This is a genomic window from Nodularia sp. LEGE 04288, assembly GCF_963896525.1.
GTDB lineage: Bacteria > Cyanobacteriota > Cyanobacteriia > Cyanobacteriales > Nostocaceae > Nodularia.
In genome coordinates this window covers 1-18762 of sequence record NZ_CAWQOY010000005.1, presented here as the reverse complement: position 1 = coordinate 18762, position 18762 = coordinate 1, and the positions used below count along the sequence as shown (strand labels likewise).

General features: G+C 40.2%; 13 protein-coding genes and 2 pseudogenes. 11 read left to right on the top strand and 4 right to left on the bottom strand.

The window, feature by feature from the left end:
* On the bottom strand, nucleotides 1-2619 hold a 2619-nt coding region (locus tag AACX33_RS00390; protein ID WP_227789363.1), incomplete at its 3' end, for an NACHT domain-containing protein.
* Between the two features lie 596 nt (nucleotides 2620-3215).
* Here AACX33_RS00390 and AACX33_RS00385 point away from each other — a divergent pair.
* On the top strand, nucleotides 3216-4640 hold the full coding sequence (locus tag AACX33_RS00385) for a protein kinase domain-containing protein (protein ID WP_193997994.1): 1425 nt from the start codon (nucleotides 3216-3218) through the stop codon (nucleotides 4638-4640).
* Here AACX33_RS00385 and AACX33_RS00380 read toward each other — a convergent pair.
* Nucleotides 4631-5596: an NAD(P)-dependent alcohol dehydrogenase gene (locus tag AACX33_RS00380; RefSeq protein WP_193997995.1), complete on the bottom strand. Its 966-nt coding sequence runs from the start codon at nucleotides 5594-5596 to the stop codon at nucleotides 4631-4633. The genes AACX33_RS00385 and AACX33_RS00380 overlap by 10 nt on opposite strands.
* Before the next feature lie 1552 nt (nucleotides 5597-7148).
* On the opposite strand from AACX33_RS00380, the gene nifB reads away from it, so the two are divergent.
* The 8 genes and pseudogenes from nifB (at nucleotide 7149) to AACX33_RS00340 (ending at nucleotide 13939) form a co-directional block, all read left to right on the top strand.
* Entirely contained in the window at nucleotides 7149-8591 is a 1443-nt protein-coding gene (nifB, locus tag AACX33_RS00375) for a nitrogenase cofactor biosynthesis protein NifB (RefSeq protein ID WP_193997996.1), read from the top strand.
* 111 nt (nucleotides 8592-8702) lie between these two features.
* Complete coding sequence (locus tag AACX33_RS00370) at nucleotides 8703-9056, top strand: 4Fe-4S binding protein (protein WP_193997997.1); 354 nt, start codon at nucleotides 8703-8705, stop codon at nucleotides 9054-9056.
* Complete coding sequence (nifS, locus tag AACX33_RS00365; RefSeq protein ID WP_193997998.1) at nucleotides 9053-10255, top strand: cysteine desulfurase NifS; 1203 nt, start codon at nucleotides 9053-9055, stop codon at nucleotides 10253-10255. Before AACX33_RS00370 ends, nifS begins: the two co-directional genes overlap by 4 nt.
* Nucleotides 10256-10363: 108 nt before the next feature.
* Nucleotides 10364-11266, top strand: coding sequence for a Fe-S cluster assembly protein NifU (gene nifU, locus AACX33_RS00360; protein ID WP_193997999.1), 903 nt, complete (start codon nucleotides 10364-10366; stop codon nucleotides 11264-11266).
* 197 nt (nucleotides 11267-11463) lie between these two features.
* The gene (locus tag AACX33_RS00355; protein ID WP_193998000.1) at nucleotides 11464-11817 is read left to right on the top strand and encodes a group I truncated hemoglobin; all 354 of its coding nucleotides are present in this window, start codon (nucleotides 11464-11466) and stop codon (nucleotides 11815-11817) included.
* Between the two features lie 306 nt (nucleotides 11818-12123).
* Nucleotides 12124-12555, top strand: a pseudogene (locus tag AACX33_RS00350) (AAA family ATPase); the annotation flags it as partial.
* Between the two features lie 380 nt (nucleotides 12556-12935).
* Nucleotides 12936-13115, top strand: coding sequence for a hypothetical protein (locus AACX33_RS00345; protein ID WP_193998002.1), 180 nt, complete (start codon nucleotides 12936-12938; stop codon nucleotides 13113-13115).
* A gap of 176 nt (nucleotides 13116-13291) precedes the next feature.
* Complete coding sequence (locus tag AACX33_RS00340; protein ID WP_193998003.1) at nucleotides 13292-13939, top strand: hypothetical protein; 648 nt, start codon at nucleotides 13292-13294, stop codon at nucleotides 13937-13939.
* Nucleotides 13940-14226: 287 nt separating this feature from the next.
* Here AACX33_RS00340 and AACX33_RS00335 read toward each other — a convergent pair whose 3' ends face one another.
* On the bottom strand, nucleotides 14227-15654 hold the full coding sequence (locus tag AACX33_RS00335; protein ID WP_193998004.1) for an integrase: 1428 nt from the start codon (nucleotides 15652-15654) through the stop codon (nucleotides 14227-14229).
* A 110-nt stretch (nucleotides 15655-15764) separates the two neighbouring features.
* On the opposite strand from AACX33_RS00335, the pseudogene nifH reads away from it, so the two are divergent.
* Nucleotides 15765-16223: pseudogene (gene nifH / locus AACX33_RS00330) on the top strand (nitrogenase reductase); the annotation flags it as partial.
* Between the two features lie 134 nt (nucleotides 16224-16357).
* On the top strand, nucleotides 16358-17800 hold the full coding sequence (gene nifD / locus AACX33_RS00325; protein ID WP_193998005.1) for a nitrogenase molybdenum-iron protein alpha chain: 1443 nt from the start codon (nucleotides 16358-16360) through the stop codon (nucleotides 17798-17800).
* A gap of 254 nt (nucleotides 17801-18054) precedes the next feature.
* Here the strand turns inward: nifD and AACX33_RS00320 are convergent, their stop codons facing one another.
* Entirely contained in the window at nucleotides 18055-18651 is a 597-nt protein-coding gene (locus tag AACX33_RS00320; RefSeq protein WP_193998006.1) for a hypothetical protein, read from the bottom strand.
* Between the last annotated feature and the right edge of the window lie 111 nt (nucleotides 18652-18762).

The following is an 18762-nucleotide window of genomic DNA, read 5'->3' as shown; positions in this document are numbered from 1 at the left end:
GCGTTGTTGGAGGAAGGTTTTGGTTTGGGGGTCATCTTTGTAATTGCTGGCTAATGCTTCGATGGCTGCACCTCGCACATCATTATCATCATCATCAGTGGCGCGTTGTTGGAGGATGGTTTTGGTTTGGGGGTCATCTTTGTAATTGCTGGCTAATGCTTCGATGGCTGCACGTCGCACATCCCAATTATCATCAGTGGCGTGTTGTTGGAGGAAGCTTTTGATTTGGGGGTCATCTTTGTAATTGCTCGCTAATGCTTGGATGGCTGCACGTCGCACATTATTATCATCATCATCAGTGGCAGATTTTTGGAGGATGGATTTGGTTTGGGGGTCATTCTCCCAAGTCGTTGCAATTGCTGCAACTGCTTGAGTGCGGATTTCTTGAACTAGCTTAGTTGCATCACGATCTTGATAAGGTTGGTAATAATACCAAAGGTCATATTTGGTTAAGTCTTTTATCTGCTCAAGTAATTGATTAGCTGTAGTCGCAATTACGGAACGATTTCTCACTTCTGTAAGACATTTAGCCGCTAAAAAGAGGTTGATAAATTTTTCACTTTCACCATCTTGTTCCATTAAATAATCAATGATTTCACCAACAAATTCTGCCTCAATCATTCCAGCAATTAACAGCAATACTTCATGCCAAGTTTCATCTTGCCAGTGCTTGCCAAAAACTTCAGTTTTTAAATCCTCAATTTTAATACTACGTTTCTTCTCAAACTGCCAAACAAACTCCGATGCACAGAAATATTCTAAAAATGTCCGATGCACAAAGGCATAATAATCTGCGCCCACAAAACATAACATAAAATTGCGAGTCCGCAGTTGATTAATCATCACCCGCGCCGCATCTCTGGGTTTTTCAAATTCTATAGTTTTCAGATATGCAGTGAGAATTGTCTCTAAATCTTCTGCACTAATTGAGTTACCAGCTAAACCTTTTTCACTGGTTTGCATATAATGGGCAACTTGACGCAGCATTGCTTGCTTATCTTTATAATCAATACTTTTGGGATCTAACCGCTTATCTTCCACTAAAACGCGTTCTACGTCCCATTGATGCAGCAGTAGCCGTGATGCTTGATTGTAAAGTTCGGCTCTATCTCTTGGCAGTTCTTGGTTACGATTAAGAATTGCCATCATCGTCAACAGTAGGGGATTTCCTGCCAGTTCAGCGATAGATTTAGAAGTTTCAATTCCTCTTTGCAGTCGTTCCCGTTTTCTAGCTTTATCCGCTTCATCGCTAAAAGTTAACTCATGCCAGCGATGAATAAAATCTTGAATTTGTTCTGGTTCTAAATCTTGCAAGATAAAGTGGCGAAACTCAGCATCACGTAACTTTTGCGGTTTATAGCCAATGATGCGAGAAGTTACAATTACCTGCACATTTGGATATTGATTAGTAAAACGATGAATATCGGTAATTACATCCTCGCGCTTACCAGGATCAAATACTTCATCTAAACCATCAAACATCACCAAGGCGTTACCAGAATTTAGCTGTTCATTTAATTGATGTTGATTCAAGTGATGAATAGCACCGCTACATTTATGGAAAAATTCTAAAAAGTTATTGCACTCTTGATCTTCTCGCCGCCGCATATAAGTGCGTAACTCAATGAGTAACGGAATTGGACGTGATATAACATTATCTAGAGGTGTTTCTGCCCAATTCAATGCGAGAAATTGCAATAATGTAGACTTACCTGAACCTGGATCGCCTAAAATGACAATATATTTATAATTTTGCTTTTTCTGAATAACATCCAAGACTGAAAGTATCGGTTGTTCTAAATAAACCCGTTTATGTCTTTCTAATTCTTCTGCTTGCAGTTCTGCTTCTATTTCGCTATTTTTGTGCAGTCGTCTATAATGTTCTTTAGGCAGTTCGTGAATTTGTGGTAAAAATTTATCAGTTTCCCGGACATTTTGAGCGATAAACATCCGCCATAACTTGAGTTCGTTATAGGCGTAACCGCTAGTATCTAAACTATCTAACTTGAGATTTCCATAGCACTCACAAATTCCTTCTTGATAACGTTCTAAATCAAATGCTGGGATGATTCCCGCAGTTTCTGTGGTATTTTCGCGGATTTTATCCAGATTTTTAGAATCAAGAATCTCTCTGAGTTCAGGAATTTCTAAAATAATTGCTTTAACTTTCTGCACATATTTTTTACCAACCCGTTTCCAGTTAAAATCATCTGGTAATGAGGAATCAGGATTAACTTGATACCAAATTTGTAGTAATTTACTTGTGTCTATAGTCTGTTGGTCATTCTTAAAAGCATTTCCCAAAATTGCTTTAACTTCTAGATGTTTGAGAAATTTCTTTATCGGCTGTGCATACTTTTTGATTTCATTTTCGGAAAGTTCACCATCTTCTAAATCTTGCTGCATCAGTTGCAAAAATTCTGACAGCGCCATGACAACAGCTTTCTCAAGGGGTTCTCGCTTAAAGGGTGCGGTTACAGCATTGCTAAGGACATTTTTGAAAAAATCTTTAGCGTAATCTTTAACTAATTCTTCTACAAAGTCTTGGCTGATAATCGTCTTAACCAGAAATCCAAATCCTTTTAGAAGAACCCAGGTAGTGAACCATTCAACTATCATACTCGTGTCTGTTGAGATTTTGACTACGAGTATATACACTAGATTGAGCGATATTCCTGAATTTCAGGATAATTACAGAAATATCTGGTATTTTTTGAACTTAGCCTTACAGCGATTTTCAGGTAAATGAACCACACTTTAAAATCTCACGCAAAGGCGCAAAGACGCAAAGGAAGAAGGAAATAAATCAACAATAGTGTGGTCTAAATGCGTGAAAACTGCTGTAAGTCCGGCTTAATCAGCCCCACAGTACAAATAGAAGCTGCAAAACCTGGGCTTCACTATCGTTCAGCGTTGGTAGCATCAGGCTAAATCCATAATATGCGATCGCCTCTGCAAAGACATATAAACCTTGATCATATATAACGCATTATTACTGAGAATTTAGTATTAAAAGTAACTTAGTTTTACAGTTTATGTCAATTACCACATTTTTAAATGTGCGATGTTACAATTAGGATTAAATTTATGACAAAATCTCAACCGAGTCATTACCAATACGCTACAATTTATTTTTATTTATCAATCAGCTTACTTGCTCATAAATAAAAGTACTTCGCGCAGTCATAGCCTTAAATAAATGTAGGAGTGATGTTGTGTTTAACTCAGGACAAATCTTGCAAGAAAGATATCAACTTCAAAAACAGTTAGGACATACGATGACTGGTCGTCAAACCTGGTTAGCCGAAGATTTAGATAATGCAAGTCATGAGTTAGTTATTCTCAAACTTCTGGTTTTTAGTAATGAACTTAACTGGGATGACGTTAAATTATTTGAGCGAGAAGCCCAAGTCCTGCAAAATCTCAATCACCAGAGAATACCCCGCTACCGAGATTACTTTTTAGTTGACCAGCAGCCTGGGTCAGGTCTGAGTTGGTGGAGTTTGGTACAAGATTATATTCCTGGTTCCACTTTACAAGAATTGTTGGCAAAAGGCACTAAATTTAGTGAGTTAGAACTCAAACAAATTGCCAAACAAATTTTGCAAATTTTGATTTATCTACACCAATTAAATCCTGCGGTTCTCCATCGAGATATTAAACCCAGTAACTTGATTCAGGGTGAAGATAAACAGATATATCTTGTGGATTTTGGTGCAGTACAAGACCGCATGGCTGTCACGGGATTAACCTTCACTGTGGTGGGTACTGTGGGCTATACTCCAATGGAACAGTTTTGGGGACGAGCTGTACCAGCATCTGATCTCTATGGTTTGGGAGCCACATTAATTCATTTACTCACAGGTGTAGCTCCGGCTGAATTACCTCAGAATAATTTGCGAATTCAATTTGCAGACCACACCAGTGTAAGCGCCAATTTTGTGAGTTGGATTGAAAAACTCACTCACCCAGCTTTAGAACAAAGATTTGCCACTGCTGAGGAAGCTCTGGAGTTACTTTTTCAGAAACTGCCTTCTAGCTCTAGTCAGACGTTTTCTGCCAAAAAAAATCCAGTTATACACCTTGTCAGACCTTTTCTTGTGGTCACTAAAAAGTCCACTGAAGAATTAGAAATTTATAGATATAAAGAACCAGTACAATATAAAAAATTTCTAATCTTTATACCATTATTTTTGTTTATGATTGGGGGATTTGAATTACTGGGAATCACAGGATTCATTATGTTAACCTGGGTAATCCTGAGATGGAAAATACTAGATGATTCAACCAACAAAGAAATTGATGTATTAATTAAAAAACTTCTAAATAGAGATGTTAATTCAATTAAAAAAGATAATTATGGTGGTTATATTCGCTTTGATGCCAAAGACAAATGTTTTATATTTCAGAACTGCTGGTTTGGCAAATTTGAGTCAAGCTCTGACTTAATTACAAATATTCGCTCTATTTATGTATGTCAACAAAATGAAAATCGCTCTAATCAATTTTCTACAGGAGCTAACAACTGGCAAGTAGTTATCCGGACATATCGCGATCGCATTCGCTTAAATTGGCGCTTAAATGAAGAAGAATGCGCTTGGTTAGTTAATGAAATTCAGACTTGGCTCCATCACTCTTGAGGCGATACTGAGGAACCAGAAATAGCGATCGCAATTTTCCCCACAGTCCGTTCACTCTGACTATAACTATGAGCCATACCTAGTTCAGCTAGAGGAAATGTGCGGTCAATCACAGTTCGCATTTTACCTGACTCAATCAGTTTTTTGAGATAAACCAAGTCTTGCGTATTCGGACTCTCAATCACAAATTTAGCTTTTTGTCCGGTAAAGAAAGCTGTGAACACAGTCTGTAGCAAGACTTCCGGCGTGGGTAAAGTCGATATATAAATACCGTTGGGTTTGAGGACTCCTTTGCAGTCAGAGAGCGATCGCTTGCCCACAGCATCAAATATAATATCGTACTGCCCACTACCTTCAGTAAAATCCTGTTGGGTATAATCAATTACCCTATCTGCTCCCAAAGATTTCACAAAATCCAAATTTTTGGTACTACAAACACCCGTGACTTCTGTACCCAAAGCCTTGGCAATCTGCACAGCAAACATTCCTACCCCACCCGCAGCGCCATTAATTAACACAGTTTGACTCGATTTGATATTTCCCTGGTCACGCAGGGCTTGCAGAGCCGTCAGCGCCGCTAAAGGCACAGTAGCAGCTTCCTCAAAAGTTAAGTTCTTCGGCTTAAAAGCAATTAAATTTTCTTGTACGGCGGCAAATTCAGCATAAGCGCCGCCAGGAAAGCTAGTACTGCCATAAACAGCATCTCCTAGCTGAAAATGTGTCACCTGCGAACCAACCGCTACCACTTCACCAGCCAGATCAAAACCCAAAATCAGGGGAAACTGATTACCTGTGAGTAAACTCAGCATACCCTTGCGGATTTTCCAGTCAATCGGATTAACACTACTGGCATGAACCTTGACAAGTAACTGGTTAGGCTTAATTTGCGGTTGCGCCACATCTTCGTATTGCAACACTTCAGCAGACCCATACCGACGGATAACAACCGCTTTCATCGAATTTCTCCTGCTACCCTGTTTGACTAAAAAGCCTCTTGTGAACCATTAACCCAGTTTTTAGGACATTGGGAAAGTATCTTTGGGCAGAATTATTCAGACATTCAGCAAATTTAAGCTTTTCCTCCAAAGCTGTGTAGGAATATTCAGCCCTGATTAGGGGACGGATGAGGAAACCCATCTCACCAGAAAATTTGTCATGTTTTTTGATTTGTCAGTCTCTAGAACATTTATACATTCTGGAGTATTTCAGTTTCGCCAATGTCTTGTACGTCAACAACTTACTTCTTAGTAAGGCTACGGTGTACACACAAATCTTGCCTGTCTGCGTTTGAGCCTGTTTAGCCCCCTAAATCCCCTGCCCCCGTGACCCCCAAATTTGGGGGTAAAATGGGGGACTTTGAAAATTCTTGTTCCCCCAGAATTGGGGGTTAGGGGGCGATTCGATCTCTTGTGTGTACACCGTAGCCTTAGTAAGGAGAGGGTTGGGGTGAGGTTTCTTCAATTAGCCCCAGGCTTAATGAATAGGTATTTTTATCTCCAAAAAATAAAATAAATATAAAACGCATTTTTTCCCCAAAAGAAATGCTAGGTTAGATACATATTCAAATATGCTCGACATCTCAATTTTAACTTTGCGAAATCCTCAATATATCCCCCGTTAACAAGTAAATCCGGTCAGCAATTATGCACATTATGTCCTTGTAGCTATAAATTATCAATAAGTGTATGATGGATATTATATAAGGAGCCTTGTTTCACTCCTTTGATGCAATTTATTCCCGCTTAATACTCTGAAAAGTTAAAAAAAGATGAATTGCATTTTTACCTCAAAAAAAATGATATGTTAGATACAGAATTGAATCTTTCGCCGTTCTGGAGTAGTACGACATCAATCTGTTCCAGTTTTTCACCCCTTAATTCCCTAGTATGTCTTGCTTGAAATGGGATTTAAGGCTAATTTGAGTACAAATTTGTGTACCCTAAAGCTAAAACAAAATAGAATCAAAGCCTTGCGATAACTGGATTTTGACTGAGTACAAAGAAATCCTGAACCCCTATTGCTAAATACTCGTACCCCAACTGAAAAATACTAGAACCCCTACCCGAAAAATAAATTTTTAATGCTTGTAAAACCCACACAGTTAGGGTTTGAAATTTTGAGTACAAGCGTAATAAATCCAATAAATTCTATACTCCATAAACGCGCCGACCATTTGAGAACGACTGCTATAAATCTTATATCGCCAATCACTCAACGCCAAGCCAAAAGCAAAAGCGCCAAGTGAGTGGAGGGATGAGATAGCACCATGCCTTAAGTGAATCGAAGTCGCGGCTGTACTCACACACAAATACCCCAGATAGACCTCAAACTTGACACACACCAGCCGAACCAGAACCTCAGTCAACAGTAAACAAACTAATAACTGATAACTATTAACTGTTCACTGTTCACTGATTACAAGACGCGACTTCAGTTCTTAGGTAAAGACAGTAGCAACGGCATCTCCCACTGTGGCATTTAGCCCACCACTGACCCTTGCGAAATTCAATGATACTACCGTCTAACGGACTCCTCACCTCCTCCCATCAGGAACCAGCATCAACCCAAGCAAAATCAGGTGGTTGCGGATGCGATAGCAGCACCACCGTAGAAATGGATCAAAAGCTCCAAGAACGCATCGCCCAACATCCCTGTTATAGTGAAGATGCCCATCACCACTACGCCAGGATGCACGTTGCAGTTGCACCAGCTTGTAACATTCAATGCAACTATTGCAATCGCAAATACGACTGTGCTAACGAAAGCCGTCCTGGAGTAGTTAGCGAATTGCTAACACCAGAAGAAGCTGCACACAAGGCTTTGGTGATTGCAGGCAAAATTCCCCAAATGACAGTGGTCGGAATTGCGGGCCCTGGTGATCCATTGGCGAATCCTGAAAAGACTTTCCGCACATTTGAGTTGATTGCAGACAAAGCACCAGATATTAAGCTTTGCCTTTCAACGAACGGTTTAATGTTAACTGAATACATTGACCGCATTAAACAACTAAATATCGATCACGTTACTATCACCCTAAATACCATTGACCCAGAAATCGGCGCTCAGATTTATTCTTGGGTTCACTACAAACGGAAACGTTATAGAGGTGTTGAAGGGGCTAAGATTCTGCTAGAAAAGCAGATGGAAGGCTTGCAAGCTTTGAGAGAAGCTGATATTCTGTGCAAAGTTAACTCCGTGATGATTCCAGGAATTAATGACCAGCACTTGATCGAAGTCAATAAAATGATTCGTGAAAACGGTGCTTTCCTGCACAACATCATGCCTTTGATTTCTGCACCGGAACACGGCACACATTTCGGCTTAACAGGTCAACGTGGCCCTACACCCAAAGAAGTCAAGTCAGTTCAAGACAATTGCGCCGGCAACATGAAAATGATGCGCCATTGTCGCCAATGCCGAGCCGATGCGGTAGGATTATTAGGAGAAGACCGCAGTCAGGAATTTACTAAAGATAAATTCTTGGAAATGACTCCAGAATATGACCTAGAACAACGCACCCTGGTTCACGAAGGAATTGAGAAGTTTAAAGAAGAACTGAAAATAGCCAAAGACAAGGCTAGTGCTGGCAAGAAATTTGCCAATAATCCGAAAATATTAGTTGCAGTAGCCACTAAAGGCGGCGGATTAGTTAACCAACACTTCGGTCATGCGAAGGAATTCCAAATTTACGAAGTTGATGGTAATCAAGTTACTTTTGTCAGTCATCGCAAGATTGACCAGTATTGTCAAGGTGGATTTAGTGAAGAAGCCACTTTTGAACATATCATGGCAGCGATCGCGGATTGCAAAGCAGTTTTAGTCTCTAAGATTGGTAACTGTCCTCAAGAGAAGTTGCAAGCAGCGGGAATACAGACTATTGAAGCTTACGACGTGATTGAAAAAGTTGCTTTGGAATTTTACGAGCAATATGTTCAGGAGTTAGGAAATTAGGGAGTAGGGAGTAGGGAGTAGGGAGTAGGGAATATTTACCACTAACCACTCATTACTCCCCACTCATCCCTTACCACTCCCCACTCCCCTATCTTCAAAAGGAGAATAATCATGGCTTATCAAGTCACTAGCCAATGTATTTCCTGTGATCTTTGTCTGTCTGTATGTCCCACTAATGCAGTGAAGGTAATTGACGGTAATCATTGGATTGACCCCGAACTCTGCACAAACTGCGTTGGTAGTGTTTATTCCGTTCCTCAGTGTCAAGCTGGTTGTCCCACCTGCACCGGTTGTGTGAAACAACCCAATGATTATTGGGAAGGCTGGTTTGCTAATTACAATCGCTCTTTAGCAAAATTAACTAAGAAACAAGATTACTGGGAACGTTGGTTTAACTATTATTCCACAAAATTCTCTGAACAATTATCTCGCCATCAGAGCGAAGTCATAGGTGTATCAGGATGAGCATCATTTATCTAGACAATAATGCTACAACGAAGGTAGACCCGGAAGTTTTAGAGGCGATGTTGCCTTATCTGCGGGACTACTACGGTAATCCTTCTAGTATGCACACCTTTGGTGGACAAGTTGGCAAAGCCGTTAAAACAGCACGCCAACAACTAGCAAACCTCCTTGGTGCTGAAGAGTCAGAAATTATCTACACGAGTTGCGGTACAGAGGGAGATAACGCTGCTATTCGCGCCGCACTGTTAGCACACCCAGAAAGACGACATATCATTACGACACAGGTTGAACACCCAGCCGTTTTGAATGTCTGCAAACAACTGGAAACCCAAGGTTACACTGTTACCTATCTTTCGGTAAATCATCAGGGACAGCTAGATTTAGCTGAATTAGAAGCTTCTCTGACTGGTAACACCGCTTTGGTAACAATTATGTATGCCAACAACGAAACCGGTACGGTTTTCCCCATTGAGCAAATTGGGTTAAGAGTTAAAGAATACGGCGCAATCTTTCATGTCGATGCAGTGCAAGCAGTGGGGAAAATTCCCCTGAACATGAAGACCAGCACGATAGATATGTTAACTCTGTCCGGTCACAAAATCCATGCTCCCAAAGGAATTGGAGCTTTGTATATCCGGCGCGGTGTGCGGTTTCGTCCCTTGTTACTGGGTGGACACCAAGAACGTGGTCGTCGGGCGGGAACGGAGAATGTTCCAGGGATTATTGCTCTAGGTAAGGCGGCAGAATTGGAACTCTTGCATTTAGAAGAGGCTACCACAAGAGAAAGGAAATTGCGCGATCGCCTGGAACAAACTTTACTCGCTAAAATTTCTGACTGTGAAGTGAATGGCGACCCAACGCAGAGATTGCCGAACACGACAAATATCGGCTTTAAATACATCGAAGGTGAAGCAATTCTGCTTTCCTTAAATAAATACGGTATCTGTGCCTCATCTGGTTCTGCTTGTACTTCTGGTTCCTTAGAACCTTCTCACGTTCTGCGGGCGATGGGTTTACCCTACACCACCTTACACGGTTCCATTCGTTTCAGCCTGTGTCGCTACACTACAGAAGCCGAAATCGATCAAGTTATCGAAGTAATGCCCAGTATTATCGAACGTTTACGCGCCATGTCCCCCTTCAAAAATGATGATGCGGGTTGGCTACAAGAACAAGAACAAGCATTAATTCATCGCTAGGTATTGGGTAATGGGTACTGGGTATTGGGAAAATTATCCTCATCCCTCATCCCGCCCTAGTGCCTAATCTAAAATCCAAAATCCAAAATCCAAAATCTAAAATTGACCATGTGGGACTATACAGATAAAGTATTAGACTTGTTTTACAATCCCAAAAACCAGGGAGCTATTGAAGAAACCGACGAACCTGGTGTGAAACTGGCAATGGGAGAAATTGGTAGTATTGCCTGTGGTGATGCCCTAAGATTACACTTGAAAGTTGAAGTAGAATCTGATACGATTTTAGATGCACGCTTTCAAACCTTTGGCTGCACAAGTGCGATCGCCTCTTCCAGTGCTTTAACCGAAATGGTCAAAGGTTTAACTCTAGACGAAGCTTTGAAAGTTTCTAATAAAGAGATTGCAGATTACCTCGGCGGATTGCCAGAAGCCAAAATGCACTGCTCTGTCATGGGACAAGAAGCTCTAGAAGCCGCCATTTATAACTATCGTGGCATAGCCTTACCTACCCATGACGACGATGACGAAGGCGCACTAATTTGTAGTTGCTTTGGGATTAGCGAAGCCAAAATTCGCCGTGTAATTGCCGAAAATCATCTCACTGATGCTGAACAGGTAACAAATTATGTAAAAGCTGGTGGCGGATGCGGTTCCTGTTTAGCGAATATTGATGATATTATAAGAGATGTAAAGGAAAAAGCCGCCGTACCTGCTCTCAACAACCACAGCGTCGGAGTTGCTCAATCTAATCAGCAATTACAAAGACCTCTAACCAATGTGCAGAGAATTGCACTCATCCAAAAAGTTCTTGATGAAGAAGTCAGACCCGTGCTAATCGCTGACGGGGGAGACGTAGAACTTTACGATGTAGAAGGAGATAAAGTCAAAGTCATACTCCAAGGAGCTTGTGGTTCTTGTTCTAGCAGTACAGCCACCCTCAAGATTGCGATCGAAGCCAGGTTACAAGATCGTGTCAGCAAAAACCTCGTAGTCGAAGCAGTCACACCATAACTTTAAGATTTACACACCGCACAAATAGAGCCTGTTGTTGATTAAACACAGAACAGTAAGTAGGATTTGAACCAGATAATTTTCGCCCCATCAATGCTTCATTCCTACTGAAAACACACAGCAATCGCACATAGGTGAAAGTATTCAACACCTAATAGTCAATTGCATTATCCAACTCGCTTCAAAGGAATCAGGATATGAGTTTGTACGAAAACATTGGTGGACAACCAACTATTGAAAAAGTAGTTGATGCCTTTCACAAGAGCGTTATGGCAGACGGTAGCCTCAAAGGCTACTTCGCTAAAACCGATATGGCGAAACAACGCGCTCATCAAATTGCTTTCTTCTCTCAGATATTTGACGGACCAAACCAATATGCTGGTCGTCCAATGGAAAAAACCCACACAGGTATGAAGCTCAACGACCAACACTTTGATGCAGTTTCCAAGCATCTGGGTGCAGCAATGGCCTCAGCCGGAGTATCCGCAGAAAACAGCAGCGCTGCAATGGCTAAAGTCTCCGGTTTAAAGGCTTCTATTTTGAACAAATAGGACTTCGGCATTGATTGACGAATAATTACGTCAAGTCCTGCTTCTTATCTCCACATATTTGTACAGTGTGTAATTCCTTTGTCATTTACTTGACAAGTGGCAAAGGAAAAAAATTAAACAAAAAATTAACCTGAATCATTATGACACCAATACCCCTCGAATTTGCTGTGGAGCGTTCGCCTCCGGCGTGTGCCTAAGCACAATCGCCCCCGGCGACGTTCTACATCCGCTCACTGCTGTAGCTCAACAGGCGTGAACGTCAACCAACAGACCCACTAACCAACCAATTGCAGGAGATAAACAATCATGACTGAAGAAAAAATTAGACAAATAGCTTTCTACGGTAAAGGTGGTATTGGTAAATCTACCACTTCCCAAAACACCTTAGCAGCTATGGCAGAAATGGGTCAACGCATCCTCATCGTTGGTTGTGACCCTAAAGCTGACTCCACCCGTTTGATGCTACACAGTAAAGCTCAAACCACCGTTCTTCACTTGGCTGCTGAACGTGGTGCCGTAGAAGATATCGAAATCGAAGAAGTAATGCTGACCGGTTTCCGTAACGTTCGTTGCGTAGAATCTGGTGGTCCAGAACCCGGTGTAGGTTGCGCTGGTCGTGGTATTATCACCGCCATCAACTTCTTAGAAGAAAACGGTGCTTACCAAGACCTAGATTTCGTATCTTACGACGTATTAGGTGACGTTGTATGTGGTGGTTTTGCTATGCCTATCCGTGAAGATTAAGCTGTGATTTCTAGGGTTTTTGATATTCAATTGATTGGAATTTTTTATTTTTTCTTGCCCTATTTTTTCCCTGGAAAAATCGGCACAAATAGGCAGTTTGTTTGATTAATATTCTTTTATTTACCCTATTTTGTCCCTGGTGTCAATATCCATACATGAATTTTGATAAATGTGTTACTAGTTGGTTGTTTAGTTAAGAAAATAATGATTTAACACATTACTGTGCAAGAAAATTCGCTAGATTATAAAAATTACAATAGAATAAAGTAGCTAGGTTTATTAACCTAAAATTTACTTAGGGACGTTTATCATATATGTTCGCAAGAATCACCGACTCTCAAGGAAATCTAGTCACGCTAGTATACTGGAAGGTATTGACCCAAAATGATGGTCAAGTATTAGACAGTTTTATTGATAACAATGGTAATCTTTACTTGGGAAGACCTCATAATGAGGTAATTGATGTTATTGAGCTTATAGACAAGCTTAGAAAAGGAGTTGAAAACTTTTATCAAATACAGGGATTTGAAATAGCTCTTGGCCGCACCAGTTAATTTCGACGAAATCTTTCCCTGAATAAAAAAAACTGAATAACTACGGGATTAAATCATATTGAAACGTTTGATCCCGTTACTTATTAATTTTTGTAAAAATACAGTCCAAAATTAATAAGTAACTATTTCTAAAATCAATGGATATTCTAGTTTCGTATAAAAATTTGGTACACTATATGCGTCTATTTACAATACATCCAAGCACTAGTTCCCATAACTACAGTCCCATAGATGGTATATGTTTAACCCTTCTTGATAAAGTTCCCTGTCTAACTATTGGTTCTTATGGTTGGTGCGGTTCAGCACAGCAAGTTAAAGATCCGAGCGTTCATATACTCCCCATTAGTATTAAAGAGTCAACAAAGAAAAAAATAGAAGCTGAAATTAACATTGAGGACTGTGGACAAATGATATATCCCTTAAGTCAATGTCTGATTAAGTATGCTTCTCTTCATGAAAGTTCTCAAGGTTACTACTTTCTCAAGGAAGAGGATGATTCGACCGATCAGGATTTACTCGTTTCTTTAGAGTTACCATTGTACGCTGCACAACCATACTATGAATTTGAGGGTAATGTAGATATCATACTATGTGCCTATGCAACATACTATAATGAGTGCTTTGAGATTGAGAAAGAAAATGCTTTATGTTCTGCAATTATCAAAATGAGAGATGGAGCAAAGCTGTTATTTAGATATACCAATCGTGAAGGACAAGGAAAAGATATTAAAAAACTGATGGGGCAACAGTTTAGATTTATTTGCTCTGGTGGGGAGTTACTTAGTTTATCTGATTACAAGTTCCAAGATTTTAAACTCAGTTAGTTGCATCTTATCTCTATAGAGTTTCCCACCTAAATGAGGTACAGCAAGAATTATTTGATCACAGATGAACAAAGATAAATTCGTACCTTGGCAGACTAGGAAATTCTATATTTTTTTCTAGAAGGAGAGCGATCGCACTAATTTATTTGTAGTGGCGTGGCAAGCTTAAAATGTTGCATTATGTTTCTCTTGTGGAACAGGCAAGATGCCTGTTCAGGGCGGGCTAGAAGCCCACCCTACAATATTTATGCTTATGCACTATTTTAGGCTTGTCAGTCCACTACTATTTAATTAATTATCTGTATTAACTCTTGATTTTCCATCTGTAACCGCAATCTTTCATTTTCTATTCTCAATCTCTCATTTTCCTGCTCAAGTTGAATTACCATATCTTGCAAATCTTCCACCTTAGACTTTTTCTTAATAGCTTCTTCAATAGCAACCTTGCGATTTTCTAAACTAAACCATCTTTGATAAATCGAAGTGTGCATATTTACCGAATGACCCAAATTATCAGCAGCAGCTTTAATCGGAATCCCCATTAAATGCGCCCTAATTGCCCAAGCATGGCGTAAATCATAAGGTTGAAAAGGAATACCGACAAATCTAAACCATCTGTCTGTACCATGTCGAGCCGAATTAATTTGCTTACTGGTAATTTTGCCCTCAATTTTTGCTTTTAATAATTCAATAGCTTCCGTATCAGTTTTTAAATTAAATGTCTCTACCCAGCGCGGATATAATGGTAAAGCTTCCCTCTCACCTGTTTTACATTCTTCATTCACCCGCCATGTATTAATGGTATTTTCTGAAGACAACCACCAATTTAAATCAGGATTAACAAAAATCTCTCTTGGTCTTATACCATAAGTAGCTAACATTCCATATACCCAACGCCACAGTTTCCAGTTATTTCTGTCTTCTCTGGTGAGTAATTTACTGGGACGGTTGAGTGAGTAAGCCTCAAATTTGAGATATTCCCGCTCTATGTCTGCATCAGTGGGGATATCACGCTTGCGTTGAGCAGCAGGTTTGATTTTTAAATTACTTAGCTCTGGAACTTCCAAACCAGAACATTTACATAATACTCTAATAACTTTGATTAATTCATTTTTGACACTATCTGAAGATGGACAACATTGCACAGATGCAATAAAGTTGGCATTTATCGCTGGTTTATCCTTTGGTAAGTGTTTTTGAGCAATATAAAAATAACTATTAAATGTGTTCTCACTTTTAAGATTACGTTTTCTAGTTTGGAAATAATTTCTCTCAAAATCTGCAATCAAATCACCAATTATTTTGGCGTTAACTTTGTTACGAGTTTTACCTAAATATTTCTCAGTCCATTGAAATTGTTTTCTCGCTAACAATTTTCCTAACTCATAAGCTTCTTCTTCCGCAGTATTTAAACCATCAAAATTAAACGGGATACCCAAAGAAAGATCATATTGCTTTGTTCCTATACCGTTTTTATCAATATCTCCTGGTTTAATGGGTAGGGTGCTTCTCAGTTGCAATGAATTACCAGATTTCCTGACCGAAACATTTACCCTAGCAGCTTTAATTCTAGCATTTACCGCCTTTAATTCTGTTTCCAGTTTTGCCGTCAGGTGATTTTCCTGATTTGTCACTGCTTGCATTCTGCCTATATATCCCCCATCGCTGCTGGCTGTTTGTTGAAAATCGGCAAATGCTTCCTGTGTGCTGTTCATACCCTAGATTTACCCTAATAAAAAAACTGTTCAGCCCTGACAATGCTTACGGCAAACATTGTTAAAAATAAGCAATTATAGGCTATTAGGATAATATCATCACTCTTTACCGTGAAGGTAAGGCACAAGAAATCTACATCGTGACATCAGGTGAAATGATGGCGATGTACGCTGCTAACAACATTGCTCGTGGTGTTCTTAAGTATGCTCACACCGGTGGCGTGCGTTTGGGTGGTTTGATCTGTAACAGCCGTAACACTGACCGAGAAATCGAATTGATCGAAACCTTGGCAAAACGGTTGAACACCCAAATGATTCACTTCGTACCCCGTGACAACATCGTTCAACACGCTGAATTGCGTCGGATGACAGTTAACGAATACGCACCCGAAAGCAACCAAGCTAACGAATACCGCACATTGGCTACCAAGATCATCAACAACAAAAACCTAGCTATTCCTACACCTATCGAAATGGAAGAACTAGAAGAATTGTTGATTGAATTCGGTATTCTCGAAAGCGATGAAAATGCTGCAATGTTGGTTGGTAAGCCAGCTGCTGCTAAGTAGTCATCCGTAGCACAAGGAAAAAGGCAGAATTTCATATTTTACCTTTGACCTTCACTCTTGCATCTCCCCCTACTAATCCTAGAGGGGACTCTAAGTCCCCTATTCCCAGAACCTTACGAATCGGAGAGGATAAAATGACACCTCCAGAAAACAAGAAGATTGTTGAAGAAAGAAAAGAACTCATTAAAGAAGTTCTCGAAGCTTACCCAGATAAAGCTAAGAAAAAACGTGAAAAGCACTTAAATGTGTTTGAAGAAGGTAAGAGTGACTGTGGCGTTAAATCTAACGTTAAATCTCTTCCTGGTGTAATGACCGCTCGTGGTTGTGCTTATGCAGGTTCCAAGGGTGTGGTTTGGGGTCCTATTAAGGACATGATCCACATCAGTCACGGACCTGTTGGTTGCGGTTACTGGTCTTGGTCTGGTCGTCGTAACTACTACATTGGTACTACAGGTATTGATACCTTTGGTACTATGCACTTCACCTCTGACTTCCAAGAAAGAGACATCGTTTTTGGTGGTGACAAAAAACTACTGAAATTGATCCAAGAATTGGAAGTTCTCTTCCCTCTTAACCGTGGTGTATCGATTCAATCTGAATGTCCCATCGGTCTAATTGGGGATGACATCGAAGCTGTAGCTCGGAAAGCTGCAAAAGAAATTGACAAGCCTGTTGTTCCAGTTCGTTGCGAAGGTTTCCGGGGTGTTTCCCAATCTTTGGGTCACCACATCGCTAACGACATGATTCGTGACTGGGTATTCCCCAGATCCGATAAGGCTAAGGCTGACGGTTCACTGAAGTTTGATTCTACTCCTTATGATGTAGCAATCATTGGTGACTACAACATCGGTGGTGATGCTTGGGCGAGCCGCATTCTTCTAGAAGAAATCGGTTTGCGTGTAGTTGCTCAGTGGTCTGGTGATGGTACTATCAACGAAATGTTGATGACCCCCAACGTGAAGATGAACCTCATCCACTGTTACCGCTCGATGAACTACATCAGCCGTCACATGGAAGAAAAATATGGTATTCCCTGGTTGGAATACAATTTCTTCGGTCCTACTAAGATTGCTGAATCCCTACGGGAAATTGCTTCTAAGTTTGACGAAAAAATCCAAGCAAACGCTGAGAAGGTTATTGCTAAGTATCAGCCGACAATGGATGCGATCGTTAATAAGTATCGCCCCCGTTTAGATGGTAAGACTGTCGCCTTGATGGTTGGTGGTCTGCGTCCTCGTCACGTTGTCCCAGCTTTCCTAGACTTGGGCATGAAGATGATTGGTACAGGTTATGAGTTCGCTCACAACGACGACTACAAACGTACCACTCACTACATCGAAAATGGTACTATCGTTTACGATGACGTGACCGCCTACGAATTTGAGGAGTTTATTAAGGCACTTAAGCCTGACCTTGTAGCTTCTGGTGTGAAAGAGAAGTACGTCTTCCAAAAGATGGGTCTGCCTTTCCGTCAAATGCACTCTTGGGATTACTCCGAACCTAGCCATAGCGCTTCAAAGTCAATGACAGCAAGGTTTTTCGACGGTGATCTGAAAAATAATCTATTTTTAGTCTAAATGCGAGTTTTAGGATGATCTAGAAACAATATATTTTTGATGCTTTAGATAGTATAACTCTTATGGGGGATGGTTTTGAGGCTTTGGTTAAATCTTGCTGAAATTCAAACTGTAAAATGAGAGACTATTTTGAGTGATATTTTTTAGATTAAAATGTGCGATCGCACGTCTTGAGATAAAGTTTAGGTCTTTTTCATTTGGGATAGAAACAATAGCTTTTTATCCATCTGTTCTGAGTTACTGTTATAGCCTGATTATAGCTGTTCAATTTTTGTCCTTAACTCCATTAGATCAGAATGCTGGCTAATATCAAGCTGAGTAATTGCCCAAGGGAAAAAACCCTTATTTAAAGAAATATAACGAGGCTCCTCCTTCTGCATCATTTTCTGAATATCTTTGCCATTAAACCAAATCAAATACTGTTTGTTTTGCCAGAATTCTGCTTGATTAAACTGGTTCTGATATTTAGCAAGACTGGTTTCAAAACTTTCTGGTGTCACTGTTTCAACAGCTTGTCTAAATTGCATAATCATCCTCATAGCCTGAGTTTGACAGTCTTCCAGAGTCTGCGAAGCAGGAAGTATACCACTACCGCCTGTCCATGTAGTTTTAAGTTGGACTCGTGCTGCACTCATTTGTAATAAATCAGCTAATGCCCATCTTACAGCTTGGTAGTCTTGTAGTTTTTTGGCGCTAGTTTCAAGCCATGCTGTAATAGTTTCAATTCCTGGTGAATCTCCATGTCCCCATTTAGAACTAGGATTTTCTTGTTTCTCTGTGTATTTTGCAACCCAGTATGAATGAATTAAATTAACATCAAGTAAATAGTTTTCAACCTGAAGGGGGGACAAAATCCGCTACAAGACAGACTCTATAAGCTTCATAGCTCTTAGACCTTGTTGATAATACTTACGTTTATTGCGATTTAATTTCATTAATTTCGTGACTAAATCTATACAAAC

Bases quoted from the DNA above. Each gene is read 5' to 3' on its own strand.
- AACX33_RS00340 (WP_193998003.1), top strand. From the start codon at position 13,292: ATGCGTCTATTTACAATACATCCAAGCACTAGTTCCCATAACTACAGT.
- nifS (WP_193997998.1), top strand. From the start codon at position 9,053: ATGAGCATCATTTATCTAGACAATAATGCTACAACGAAGGTAGACCCG.
- AACX33_RS00355 (WP_193998000.1), top strand. From the start codon at position 11,464: ATGAGTTTGTACGAAAACATTGGTGGACAACCAACTATTGAAAAAGTA.
- nifD (WP_193998005.1), top strand. From the start codon at position 16,358: ATGACACCTCCAGAAAACAAGAAGATTGTTGAAGAAAGAAAAGAACTC.
- AACX33_RS00335 (WP_193998004.1), bottom strand. From the start codon at position 15,654: ATGAACAGCACACAGGAAGCATTTGCCGATTTTCAACAAACAGCCAGC.
- AACX33_RS00380 (WP_193997995.1), bottom strand. From the start codon at position 5,596: ATGAAAGCGGTTGTTATCCGTCGGTATGGGTCTGCTGAAGTGTTGCAA.
- AACX33_RS00370 (WP_193997997.1), top strand. From the start codon at position 8,703: ATGGCTTATCAAGTCACTAGCCAATGTATTTCCTGTGATCTTTGTCTG.
- nifB (WP_193997996.1), top strand. From the start codon at position 7,149: ATGATACTACCGTCTAACGGACTCCTCACCTCCTCCCATCAGGAACCA.
- nifU (WP_193997999.1), top strand. From the start codon at position 10,364: ATGTGGGACTATACAGATAAAGTATTAGACTTGTTTTACAATCCCAAA.